The 12661-nt window shown below is 66.6% G+C and carries 10 protein-coding genes; 8 read left to right on the top strand and 2 right to left on the bottom strand.

Going from position 1 to position 12661, the window contains the following annotated elements; all coding sequences use genetic code 11:
* Positions 1-579: 579 nt before the first annotated feature.
* The 8 genes from ACOYYX_RS00205 to ACOYYX_RS00170 all read left to right on the top strand — a co-directional run bounded on the left by ACOYYX_RS00205 (position 580) and on the right by ACOYYX_RS00170 (position 10944).
* Positions 580-1575, top strand: coding sequence for a GGDEF domain-containing response regulator (locus ACOYYX_RS00205; protein ID WP_422927921.1), 996 nt, complete (start codon positions 580-582; stop codon positions 1573-1575).
* Positions 1576-1984: 409 nt separating this feature from the next.
* Positions 1985-2593: a superoxide dismutase family protein gene (locus ACOYYX_RS00200; protein WP_422927920.1), complete on the top strand. Its 609-nt coding sequence runs from the start codon at positions 1985-1987 to the stop codon at positions 2591-2593.
* A 278-nt stretch (positions 2594-2871) separates the two neighbouring features.
* Positions 2872-3798: a hypothetical protein gene (locus ACOYYX_RS00195; RefSeq protein WP_422927919.1), complete on the top strand. Its 927-nt coding sequence runs from the start codon at positions 2872-2874 to the stop codon at positions 3796-3798.
* 259 nt (positions 3799-4057) lie between these two features.
* Entirely contained in the window at positions 4058-5437 is a 1380-nt protein-coding gene (gene argH / locus ACOYYX_RS00190; protein WP_422927918.1) for an argininosuccinate lyase, read from the top strand.
* A 98-nt stretch (positions 5438-5535) separates the two neighbouring features.
* A complete protein-coding gene (locus tag ACOYYX_RS00185; protein WP_422927917.1) occupies positions 5536-6357 on the top strand; it encodes a diaminopimelate decarboxylase family protein in 822 nt (273 codons plus the stop codon).
* A gap of 51 nt (positions 6358-6408) precedes the next feature.
* Positions 6409-8733 carry a hypothetical protein gene (locus ACOYYX_RS00180; RefSeq protein WP_422927916.1) on the top strand — a complete coding sequence of 775 codons (2325 nt, stop codon included), beginning with the start codon at positions 6409-6411 and terminating at the stop codon, positions 8731-8733.
* A 188-nt stretch (positions 8734-8921) separates the two neighbouring features.
* The gene (locus tag ACOYYX_RS00175) at positions 8922-10058 is read left to right on the top strand and encodes a sigma-54 interaction domain-containing protein (RefSeq protein ID WP_422927915.1); all 1137 of its coding nucleotides are present in this window, start codon (positions 8922-8924) and stop codon (positions 10056-10058) included.
* 4 nt (positions 10059-10062) lie between these two features.
* Positions 10063-10944, top strand: a complete 882-nt coding sequence (locus ACOYYX_RS00170; RefSeq protein WP_422927914.1) for a DNA-methyltransferase — start codon at positions 10063-10065, stop codon at positions 10942-10944.
* A 123-nt stretch (positions 10945-11067) separates the two neighbouring features.
* Here ACOYYX_RS00170 and ACOYYX_RS00165 read toward each other — a convergent pair whose 3' ends face one another.
* Both ACOYYX_RS00165 and ACOYYX_RS00160 read right to left on the bottom strand, forming a co-directional pair.
* Positions 11068-11844, bottom strand: coding sequence for a class I SAM-dependent methyltransferase (locus ACOYYX_RS00165; protein WP_422931718.1), 777 nt, complete (start codon positions 11842-11844; stop codon positions 11068-11070).
* A 150-nt stretch (positions 11845-11994) separates the two neighbouring features.
* Entirely contained in the window at positions 11995-12639 is a 645-nt protein-coding gene (locus ACOYYX_RS00160; RefSeq protein WP_422927913.1) for a hypothetical protein, read from the bottom strand.
* Positions 12640-12661: the final 22 nt, after the last annotated feature.

Genomic DNA, 12661 nt, shown 5'->3' with positions numbered 1-12661 from the left:
GATGTTGGCAGGATGATCCGGCGGGTCATCTCGTGATATTCTCGGGGTTTTCCCCGATATCACACACTTCTCTCGGTGTCGGCGGGCAGGAATCGTTCCGTATTGTCCTGGAATGATTCCGATCCTCTTACTCCTGAAAACTGTCAGGAACTAATCTCGCCCTCGGGTGTTATTCAGGGAGAGCTGAGGGCTATCGATCGTCCTCGGCCACCCATGCGTCCGGCCTGAAATCCTGGGGATTCGCGCGAGTTTTCACGAATTCTTCGGCGTTGGAACGGCGATCGCATGTTGTGGCCGCTCGACTAATGAGACGGAGGAAAAAACTTCGACAGTCACAAGCCAAAAACTGATTCGTACGGAGTAGCGAATAGCCGTTGAGCATGAAGTGGGGTGGAAACATGAGCATAAATAAAATATCACTCGGTCCCGTGTCGATCGACTGAGAGTTGGTGATCGACGGGATGCCGGGCGAGCCGCGGGTCGCTCCGTTGTTTCCTGGAGGGTTCGTCGAGACGTTGTGGGGCGCTGCGGCGTCCCCATTTGAAGCAAGTAAACCCTTGGGTGTGAAAATACGGAGCCATGAGAATTCTCCTTGCCGAGGATGAGGTGTGCTCGGGTTCCGCACTTCGGGCGGTGCTCGAGAAGCAAGGCCACGAGGTCGTCCTGGTCACCTCGGGGACGGAAGCCTGGGAGCGGATCTGCCAGGAAGACTGGCGGCTGCTCATCAGCGACTGGATGATGCCCGGGATGGACGGGATCGAGCTCTGTCGCCGCGTCCGGAACCGGAGCGAAGGCCCTTACACCTACATCATGCTGCTGACCTGCCGGGGCGATCGTACCGACCGCCTGGAGGGCATGACGGCGGGAGCCGACGACTTCCTCGCCAAGCCGCTCGACCTGGAAGAGCTGAGCGTCCGGCTCGAGGTCGCGCGTCGAATCCTCGAGGTGCAGGCGCAGCTCGAGCAGCAGAATTCCCAACTGGCGAGGCAGGCGACGACCGACCCGCTGACCGGCCTGGCGAATCGGACCCGGCTCCGCGACGCCCTGGAATCGGCGGCGGTCCTCTCGACCCAGCAGAGGGTCCCCTGCTCCGTGGTGATCACGGACGTGGACAACTTCAAGTCATTCAATGATGAGTTCGGCCACCTTGCGGGCGATGAGGTCCTGAAGACGGTCGCCTCGCTGCTCCGGGCCTTCGCAAGGCGGCACGACATGGTCGCACGCTTCGGCGGCGAGGAGTTCGTGATTTGCCTGCCGGGGACCGACGCTCACGAGGCGAGCGGAATCGCAGAGCGGCTCAGGGCGACCTTCGAGCGTTACGCCTGGAAGCATCGCAAGGTGACCGCCAGCTTCGGCGTGGCCACCCTGCCCCCCGGCCTCTCCAATGCCACGGTCCTGCTGCACCAGGCCGACCAGGCCCTGTATCGGTCCAAGCGATCGGGGCGGAACCGGGTCACGCATTATCAGGACCTGTCGAGCTTTCCCATCGTGGATGAGCTGAAGCCGATTGACGAAGAGGAACTGGATTCGAATCGCAATTCCATCTTCTCGAGGCTCGCTGGCCTTCTCTTCTGAAGGCCAATGACGCTGACGGACCATCGGGCCGATCCCCCCCCTCCTTCGGCCTTTCTCGCGCCCTGAGGTCTAGGACGCGATGGGATAGCCTCCTGATGAATGACGCCAGGTGCGTCTCCTCGGACTCGGCACGTCTCCGTCCGAGCGGGGAGTAAATCGCGCACTTTTCCTAAACATTCAACTGCGCAACGGTTCGCTGTTGTCGCGAGTGCCAGGCATGCGCGACGCTCGAGGTTTGCGGGCGAGCTGGACTCTTGCGGTCGATTCGGCTTTGAGCACGGGTTGGCGATGACTTGGCAGGCTGGTAACGCGAGCCCCTTGTGGGGCTGCCTTTCGGCGGCTAATTTGCATCGGAACCTGAAACGTTTGGAACTCGAATCGACCGACAGGCACATCCAGGAGAGACTTCATGAATCGCAAGAGCATCGTCACCACGCTGACGACGGCCGGCCTGACGGCCGCCGTCGCGATCGGATCCTGGGCCCAGGCCCCCGCCCCGCACGCCCCCAGCGCCGCCGCCCCGAGCGGCCCGGCGGTCATCACGAAGGCCGTCGCCTTCCTGCACGCCACCAAGAAGGATCCCAAGGGGGGCGAGGCCGGCGGCAAGGTCGTCTTCACCAAGGTCGCCGAAGGCGTCCGCGTCGAGGCTCACCTCCACGGCCTGACCCCCGGCCTGCACGGGTTCCACGTCCACGAGTTCGGCGACACGGGCTCGGATGACGGGATGGCGACCGGCGGCCACTTCAACCCGCTGGGTGCCCCGCACGGCGAGCCGCACGCCACCAAGCGCCACGTGGGCGACCTCGGCAACATCGAGGCCGACGAGAAGGGCCACGCCAAGCTCGACGTCGTCGACCCCTCGCTGAGCTTCGACGGCCCGACCTCGATCATCGGCCGCGGCCTCGTGGTCCACGGCAAGGCCGACGACCTCAAGTCGCAGCCCGCCGGCGCCGCCGGAGACCGCGTCGCGGTCGGCACCATCGGCGTGGCCAAGCCCGCCGCCCCCGCCGCCAAGTAAGCCAAGCCCTGCCAGACCAAGTCGAGGCCCGCGCATCGGACCTAACCAGGTTCGATGCCGCGGGCCTCGACCTTTTCGGGCGGATTGCCCCGGCGCCGCCTTCCCGCCCGGGGAGGTCATGCGAATATCTCCCGCGATTGCCCGAGCCGACCTCTCCTCGATCCTTCCGCCGAGGTGATTGACACCACTTCGACGAACGAGGATGCTTTTCTTAGATCCCCCCCGAAGTTGGCCTGACTCCCATCTTCTTCGTCGTACTTTGGTTGGGGGATTGAGCGATGCGTGGCTCCCTGACGACGCGGGTCGCGATGGGCCTGGCCCTTATGCTCGGTGCGGCTCCCCGGGCGAACTCCCAGACCGCCGAGGTCAGGTCGGACGTCGAGTCGAAGGCCGCCCCGGGCGATATAGTCGCACCCGACCCGCAGGCAGGGCAGTCCGATGACCTCGAGAGCCTGTCGCGCCTCGGCACGATGGTGCCCCAGACGCCGATCACCATCCTGCTCGCGCCCGCCGTCCAGAGCGAGTTGAAGCTCACGGACGAGCAGAAGACGAAGGCCTATGGGCTCGCCCTCGCATCGAATCAGAAGCAGCGCGACCTCTACCGGAGCCTGATGGCCTCGCCGGAGAATGATGCGGCGTCGCTCGCCGGTGCGCGAGCCGACCTCCGGCAGGACAACGAAGAGGCCGTCGCCCGGATCCTCGAACCCAAGCAGGCACAACGTCTGAACGAAGTGGTCCTCCAGTTCGAAGGCCCCCTGGCGGTCTCTCGCGAGGATGTCGCCCGGCGACTCCGCCTGAGCGAGGAGCAGAACGCGTCGATCCGCGAGATCATGCTCGGCCTCCAGATGCAGCAACGAGCCCTCGTCACGGACGCAAGGCGCAAGGTCGTGACCTTCAGCCAACTCGACCCCAGCCGCTTCGAACGCGTCCGAGGTCAGATGGGCAAGCTTCGAGACAAGGCAGTGGTCGAGATCGGCAAGGTCCTGGAGCGGAAGCAGAAGGTCGCCTTCAACAAGATGCTCGGGGCTCCGTTTGATCTGGGCAAGTTGAAGCTGGCTGGCTCGACGTCATCGGCCGAAGCGGCCGACAAGGCCACGGACGTCGACAAGGCCTCCACCGCCAAGTCCGAGGGGGAAGCCTCGAAGAAGGGGGCCAAGCCCGCGAGCCAGTCGGGCCGTCGTACCCGACCCAAGACTCGACGTTGAGTCGTTGAACCGGGTCTCGACGCTCGCCCCATCCCCGCGGCGGTGTCGCCTTTTCAGATCGAGGGATCGCACCGGGGACCATCTCGATGCCGTTCGGCCGATGGACCCGGGCGGTCGAGCCTGGATGCGCGCCTGCCAGACGCAACACCGTCGTGGGGTAAATGCTCGCCTTGTTGACAGTCCTCTCATGGCTGCCTAGAATCGGGTGGCTTATTGCCGAAGACTTGCGCATATTTGTCCGGTTTGAGGGCGTAGTTTGGTGGCCAGCAAAGCTTGGGGCGGACGTTTTGGAGAGAGAACCGACCGCCGCGTGGAACGGTTCACCGAATCGATCTCCTTTGATCGTCGGCTCTTCGAGCAAGACGTCAGGGCCTCCACCGCGCATGCCGAGATGCTGGCCCATGTCGGTTTGATCACTGCCGACGAATGCCAGCAAATTGTGCGAGGCCTGTCGGAAATCAAGGCTGAGATCGAGGCCGGCACGTTCGAGTACACCCTCGAGCGTGAGGATGTGCACATGCACATCGAGGCTGCGCTGATCGATCGCCTGGGGGATGTCGGGCGCAAGCTGCACACGGCCCGGAGCCGCAACGACCAGGTCGCCACCGACGTCAAGCTCTGGGCTCGCGACGGCCTCGACCGGATCGACGCGAACCTCGCCGAGCTCCAGCGGGCCTTCGTGGGGGCGGCCGAGCGGCATCGGGATGTGATCCTCCCCGGCTACACTCACCTCCAACGCGCCCAGCCGGTCCTGGCTCCGCATTACTTCCTCGCCTACGTCGAGAAGCTCGCGAGGGACCGGGACCGCGTGGCCGACTGCCGCAAGCGCCTGAACGTCCTGCCGCTGGGGGCCGCGGCCCTCGCCGGGACGACCTTGCCGATCGACCGGAACCACGTCGCCGAGGCCCTCGGCTTCGCGTCGGTGGCGGCGAACAGCATGGATGTCTCCAGCGACCGCGACTTCGCCGTGGAGTCGGTCTTCGTCCTCACCCTCATCGCCGAGCACCTCGCCGGCTGGGCCGAGGAATGGGTCCTCTGGAGCACGCAGGAGTTTTCCTTCCTGGCGCTCCCCGATGCCTACTGCACCGGCAGCAGCATCATGCCCCAGAAGAAGAACCCGGACGTCCTCGAATTGATCCGAGGCCGCTCGGCCCGCGTGATCGGCTCCCTGAACACGCTGCTTGTCCTCATCAAGGGGCTGCCCCTCGCCTACAATCGCGACCTGCAAGAGGACAAGGAGCCCCTCTTCGACGCCTTCGACACGGTCGAGGCCTGCCTCGAACTGGCGGCCGTGATCGTGGCTGGGGCGACACTCCGGGCCGACGTCATCGCCTCCAGGCTCGACGAAGGCTTCCTCGACGCCACCACCTTGATGGAATACCTCATCAAGGAAGGGGTCCCCCAGCGCTCCGCCCATGAGGTCATCGGCCACCTGGTCGGCCTCTGCGTCCGGCAGGGGTGCAAGCGTTTGGCCGACCTCCCCGATGAGGAGTTCCCCAAGGCCCATCCGAGCCTGGGTGCCGGCGTGAAGGATGTGCTCGGGGTCGCCAACGCGATCAAGGCCTTCCAGTCATATGGTTCGACGGCCCCGGCCGAGGTCGAGAAGCAGCTCGCCGCCTGGAAGACCAGGCTGGCCTGAGCCGGGTCCAGGACGGTGTTCGTGCGTCTTGCAAGGCACGCAGGATCGGAAGCCGGGTGTATGGCTTACGCCCCGAGAGGAGACGGCAAGAGAGTCCCATGGACCACTTCCACATCTCGACCGGCGAGGAAGAGTCGAAATTCGGGACGGATGTTGACCGCTCGCCGGCCCTGGCCGAGCAGGTCGCCAAAATCCCTGCGGTCACGATGATCGGCATGCGCATGCACATCGATTCGCAGGTTGCGACCGTCGATCTTCACGGTGTTGCGACGGCGAAATGGGGCGAACTCATCGCGCAAATGCGCAAGATGGGTCATCCGATCGCGTGGTATAGTGTGGGAGGGGGGCTCGGTATCGACGACCGGGGCCTCGAGGCGATGCCGATCGCCGGGGTCACGAAGGTGATCCTGCCCGAGATCAAGGCCGCGGGATGCCGCCTGGCGATGGAGCCTGCGCGGCCGATCGGCGGCAACGCCGGCATCCTGGCCAGTCGTGTGTTATATACCAAGCAGTCGGGGGAGAAGCGGTTCCTGATCCGGGACGCCGCGATGAACGACCCGATCCGGCCGGCGCTCCATCGCGAGTCGTCCCGCCGGGTCCGGCCGGTCGACGTCCCCGCGGGGCTGCCCGCTCCTCCGGCGGATTCCGAAGCCGAGATCGTCGGGACCGAGCCCCGGGATGTGGTGGGCCAGGCCCGCGAGAGCGGCGAATTCCCGGCCAAGGATCGTGCGTTGCCCCGGCTCGACCGGGGTACCCTGCTCGCCAACTTCTCGGCGGGCGCCTACGGCATGGTCATGGCATCCAACGACAACACGCGACCCCGCGCTGCCGAGGTCCTCGTCGACGGGACCGCCCTTCATCCGGTCCGCCGCCGGGAGACTTACGAGGATTCGGTCCTCCAGGAGCACGTGGGGATCTGACGTCTCCGGATTCGATCCGATTCAAACGAGCCAAAAGCGGACCCCACCCTCATGCGCCGAATCCCTTCATCTCGCAATCGCCTGGCGAGCACGCTCGTCGCGGCAGGACTCTCGGCGCTGCTCGCGCAGGGGGTGTGCCGCGACGTCCTCGGCCAGGTGCCCGGCCCTGAGATCTTCCATAAACAACCGACGACTCCCATGGAGCAATGGGACGCGGTCGACTATCTCGTGCGGACGGGCCAGGCCCCCCAGGCCGTCCCGTACCTGAAGGCGTTCCTCAGCGGGCCGGTGGACGACGCCACCCTGCTCCACGTCCGCGACCGCTTCGGTGCCGGCTCGGTGCTCCGCCTGGCCGACTACCCGGAGACTCGCGAGTACGCCCTCCCGCTGACGAAGAAGCTCACCGAGGCGATGCAGCGCAACGCCCGCCGGCCCGAGCGCATCCAGCGCTACGTCGCCGCGCTGACGCAGTCGCGCGAGGAGCAGGACTACGCCATCGAGCAGCTTCGCGAGGCCGGCCCGTACGCCGTCCCTTACCTCGTGCAGGAACTTGGCCGGCCTAACCAGACCTCGACCGACCGCTTCCTCCTCGTCCACAACATGGGCAAGCTCGACCGCTCGGCCGTCCCCGCCCTGCTCGCCGCGCTCGACAGCCAGGACTCGAGGCTGGTGCATGACGTGGCCGAGGCCCTGGGGAACATCCGGGATCGCCGGGCGATCCCCGACCTGACCTACCTCGGCGCCTCGGGCAAGCGCGGCGAGTCGACGCAGGAGGCGGCCCGGCGTGCCCTCGCCCGGCTCACCGGCCACGCGTTCGACGCCCAGCCCAAGTCGCCCGTCCGCGTGCTGACCGACGCGGCCCGCCAGTATCACCTGCATGACCTCGACTTCCCCGGCGACTCGGCCCTCGTCTGGATCTGGAATCCCGCCAGCGGGCTGCCCGAGCCGAAGCTCCTCACCAAGAGCGAGGCGGAGGGCTACTTCGGACTGAGGCTCGCCCGCAAGGCCTTGCAGCTCGACCCGACCGACGTCCCGGCGCAGGTGATCCTCGTCAGCCTCGCGGTCGACAAGGGCGTGGAGCGAGCCGGCTACACGGCCTATCCCGCCACCGACCCGGCGAAGTCTTACCCGCTGGCCCTCTCGGCCGGCCCCGATATCCTCGGCAAGGTCCTGGACGGGGCAGTCGCCGACCGCAAGTACGACCTGGCGGCCGCCGCCGCGACGGCCCTGGGCCAGGTCACCGATCGGGACGTCCTGGCGAGCAGCCCGAAGCCGCATCCGCTGGTCACGGCCCTCTCGGCGCCCGACCGCAGGGTCCAGCTCGCCGCGGCGAGGTCCCTCATCCAACTCGAGCCGAGGCGTCCCTTCGCCGGGTCGAGCCAGCTCGTGCCGACCCTGGCTCGGTTCGTCATGGCCCAGGGGGCTCCTCGGGCGATCATCGTCGACGGCAACTCCACGCGGGGCAATCTCCTCGGTTCGCACGCCAAGGCGCTCGGTTATGAGCCTGTCCTCGCCCGGACCGGCGACGCCGGCTTCCGCGCGGCGGTCGAGTCGGCCGACGTCGAGCTGATCCTCATCGACTGCCACCTGATCGACGGCTCCTGGCGGGTCCGGGACACGCTCTCGAACCTCAAGGCCGATGCCAGGACGGCGAGCATCCCGACGTACGTCGTCGGGCCGCGCACGGTCGGGATCGCGATCAGCTCGATGCTGGCGAACTTCCCCGACGTCAAGTTCCTCGTCACCCCGGGGAACCCCGACCTCCTGAAACAGCAGATCGGCGACCGTCCCCCCGCGCTCACCGACGCCGAGCGCGAGACGTACGCCCGCGACGCCTCGGTCCTTCTGGCCCACCTCGCCTCGAGGCCCGGGAACCCGTTCGAGTCCGACCTCGCCGCGGTCGAGCCGGCCCTGTCGGTCGCCCTGAACACGCCCCCCACGAGCCTGGCGGCTTCCTGGGCCCTGGGAGACGTCCCCGACGCCAAGGCCCAGCGCGGCCTGGCCGACGCGCTGCTCGACCCCTCGAAGCCGATGTCGCTGCGGCTGAGCATCGGGTCGCAATTGGCCAAGAGTTTGCAGCGCTTCGGCCCCCTGGTCGCGGCCGATCAGGAGGAGAAGCTCGTCGCGGCCCTGGACAGGGAGGCGGACCCCGTCCTCCGAAACGTCCTGGCCTCGGTGGTCGGGGCCTTGCGTCCCAAGGCCGGCCTGAACGGGATCCGGCTCCGCCAGTACGAAGCCCCGACGACCTCGGCTGCCCCCGCGCAGCCGACCCCGAACCCGGCCCCGGATGCGGTCCCCTCTCCCCCGACTCCGGAACCGGAACCGAAAGAAGGCGCCGCCGAGGCCGAGACGCCGCCGGCGGATGCCAAACCGTGAACCGCTTCATGACGTGAGCTGATGACACTCCGATCCGCGGACTTTTCTTGAGAGTCGGGGACGATGGCCCGACGGCCGGCGGATCGGGTGCTGGATGTCTGAGGAGAGGAAGGCCTGATCGACCGCTCCTGGGCGACAATGGTTGACCCCGGGAGCGGCCGTCGGTCCTTCGGGAAGGATGCGCGGAGATGGCCACGCCTTACGATCGGATCACGCCACGCTCGGGAGGAGACCTCGCCTTACCGGGCGTCATCGGCTCGAGCCCGGCGATGATGGAGGTTTTTCGGGCCACGCAGCAGGTCGCCCCGTCGCGCGCCTGCGTGCTCATCGTCGGCGAGACCGGCACCGGCAAGGAGCTGATCGCCAGGGCGATCCACGACCTCAGCCCGAGGTACTCCGGGCCCTACATCCGCGTGAACTGCGGCGCCCTGACCGAGAGCCTGCTCGAGAGCGAGCTCTTCGGCCACGTCAAAGGCTCGTTCACCGGTGCCGTCGACAACCGCACGGGCCGGTTCGAGGCCGCCCACACCGGCAGCATCTTCCTCGACGAGGTGAACAGCACCTCGCCCAAGCTCCAGGTCAAGCTGCTGCGCGTCCTGCAGGAAGGCGAGTTCGAGCGCGTCGGCGACACGAACACGAAGAAGGTCGACACCCGGATCATCGCCGCGACCAACCGCGACCTGCTCGACGAGATCGACGCCGGCCGCTTCCGCGAGGACTTGTATTACCGGCTCAACGTCGTGCCGATCTACCTGCCGCCGCTCCGAGAGCGACGTGAAGATATCGGCAACCTCGTGGAATTCTTCCTCAAGCGCTACGCCGAGCAGAACCGACGAGAAGTGCGTCGGGTGCATCCCGATGCCATGCGACTCTTGAGGGAGCACGACTGGCCCGGCAACGTCCGCGAGTTGCAGAACTACGTGGAACGCGCGGTGATCCTGGGCGACGGCCCCGAGCTGACGGTCGAGCACCTGCCCCCGCAGTTGCGCGGTGTGGCGGCCCCGAGGCCGATCCGCTCGCGAGGCGGCGACCTCACGGCGATGACCGCCGAGCTCGTCCGCCAGGGGGTCCGCGCCGCGGGGCCTCAGGCCAACGACCTGCACAAGCGGATCGTCGACCAGGTCGAGCGCGAGTTGATCCAGCAGGTGTTGATGTCCTGCGAACGCGTCCAGATCAAGGCCGCCGCCCGCCTGGGGATCAACCGCAACACGCTCCACAAGAAGCTGGCCCAGTACCGGATCGACAGCGACGAAAACGGCAACGGCGACGGCCAGGGCCACGGGCCCGGCGAGCCTGCCTCCTCCGCCCCAGCCGACGAGGATTGACCGAATGTTGAAGCCAGGCCGCCTCGAGCTCGACCGACTCCACCAGGGGGATTGCCTGGAACTCTTCGGGCACATCGAGTCGGACTCGATCGACCTCGTCTTTGCGGATCCCCCCTTCAACATCGGCTATGAATACGACGTCTATGACGACCGCCTCGCCGCCGACCAGTATCTCGACTGGACGAGGCGCTGGGCGGCCGAGGTCGCGCGGGTGCTCAAGCCCACCGGCACCTTCTGGCTCGCCATCGGCGACGAGTACGCGGCCGAGCTCAAGCTGATCTTCCACCGCGAGCAGCACCTCAACCTGCGGAACTGGGTGATCTGGTACTACACGTTCGGCGTCCACTGCACCAAGAAGTTCAGCCGGAGCCACGCGCACCTCTTCTACTTCACGAAGCACGGCAAGAAGTTCACGTTCAACGACAAGGACATCCGGGTCCCCTCCGCGCGTCAACTCGTCTACTCCGACAACCGGGCCGACCCCAAGGGGCGCGTGCCGGACGATACCTGGATCCTCCGCCCGCAGGACATCCCCCACGGCTTCGAATCCGACGGCGACACCTGGTACTTTCCCAGGGTCTGCGGCACGTTCAAGGAACGCGCGGGGTGGCACGGCTGCCAGATGCCCGAGCAACTCCTCGGCCGGATCATCCGCGCCTGCTCGAACCCCGGCGAGACTGTCCTCGACCCGTTCGGCGGCAGCGGCACGACCCTGGCCGTCGCCAAGAAGCTCGACCGCCGCTACCTCGGCTTCGAGCTCTCCGCCGAGTACGCCGCCCAGATCCAGTCCCGGCTCGATGCCGTCCGCGTCGGCCAGCCCCTCGAAGGAGCGGCCGAGCCCCTCGTCAGCGCCAAGGCGACCCCGGCTCGGGCCAAGAGCGGCTGATCTCCGGGATTTCGGAAGCGGTTCAAGACGTACAAATCGCTCGACGAGTCGATCCGAGGAGAACCCTCGGTGTGACTCGTCGAGCGATGGGCTTTGATGGAGATGGCTCGATCTCTTTGAGCCTCAGGCGATCGGCTTCTTCAGCAGGTAGAGGTCCTGGCAGGGGTTGCCCTTGGCCCCTTCGGGGATCATGTCGACGACCTCGAAGTCGCGGGCCAGGTGCTGGCGGACGTACGACTCGGGGTGGAAGACCGCGCAGTCGTTGCTCCCCGGCCGGTTCGCCTTGTGGACGACGACCTCGCCAGCGCGATATCTCGCCTGCTCCTCGGGGGTGAGGGCGTACAGGTAATGGTCGCCGTGCGTGGTGATGAGCAGGTGCCCGCCGGGGGCCATGACGCGCTTGAGCTCGGCCATCCAGAACCGCTGGAGCGGCTCGGAGAGGTGGGTGAAGACCGAGAGGCAGTAGATGAAGTCGAAGCTGCCATCCTCGAAGGGCAAGGATGTGTCGATGATGTTGGTCTTGAAGTTTGCGAACGCGATGTTGCGTTCGCACCAGCGGATCATGCCGGGGTTGTAGTCGACCCCGGAGATCTTCGGCCCCTCCAGGCCCGCCCAGTGGCGGATCACCCGGCCGACCCCGCAGCCGAAGTCGAGGATCGACTTGCAGTCCTCGATCGCGACGCCGTTCTTGCCGAGGATCTCGCGGATGCTCTTCGCCGCGAGCGCCCCGGTGTCGAGGAACCAGGAGACGTCCTCGGTGTTGGCGACGAGGAAGATCAATTGCCCCGGCGGGAGGGGCGTCCCCGACTTCCGCTCGGCGGCCCGGACGGGCAAGCTGCGGACACGCTCCCTGGCACGCCTGGAGATCCGCCCGGCCTTGCCCAAAGCTCTCGCCAACACGCTTTTCGTGTGCGTTGACATCAATCGACTCCAATAGCCTGACGGGACTCGGCGAAATGTCGGGTAGCGGAATGCGACGAGTCTGTACGCGAACTGTTAATTTTGGTCAAGCCGTATTGGAGCCCTGGGCTTGTCGAGCAGAGCCCGAGGTTAGTCCTTCAGGTAGACGAGGCTCGCGTAGCATTTCACGACGAAGAGGACGATCCAGCACATCCCCAGGAGTCGGCCGAGGAGGTCGAGCCAGCTCGGCGAGCTGCGTCGGCGCCCGCTGACGGCCAGGAGGATCCAGGCGGCGATGACGGCCACTCCCACGATGCCGGCGAAATAAGTCACGACCTGGAACCACCAGTGGGGGTCGTGAGCCGGCATCGCTCTCAATGGCCGGCCCGCGTGGCGTGCGCCCTCTCTTGCGAAGCGCACGAGCAACAGGAGGGCCATCGCCAAGGCCCCCAGGCCGAGGGTCGTCACCCCCGCCAGCCCCGCGGCGAACCCCGGCTGTCGAGATAGCCTGCGGAGCGGCGGCCGAGGCTGTCGGAGGCGGAGGATGAGCACCGCCGGCGTCCACGCGACGAGGGTGCCGACGGTCATGACCAGGACATTGGTCCATCCCCAAAGCCCCTTCGCATCCATCTGGATCATCGGGCGGATCGCGGTGAAGCAGAGCGCCGAGACGCCGATCAGGATGACCGCGTCCATCAGTGTGAAGTTGCGGTCCTGCTCCGAAGGCCGGGTCGGGGCCCCGCAGCAAGGACAACGGCCCGGGCGCGTCGAGGAGGCGGTCATATCCGTCGACATGGCGTTAGGCTTTCTTAGATAA

It is taken from the genome of Singulisphaera chitinilytica, assembly GCF_049331405.1.
Taxonomy (GTDB): Bacteria; Planctomycetota; Planctomycetia; order Isosphaerales; family Isosphaeraceae; genus PoT.
This window is presented reverse-complemented; position numbering and strand designations above follow the sequence as displayed.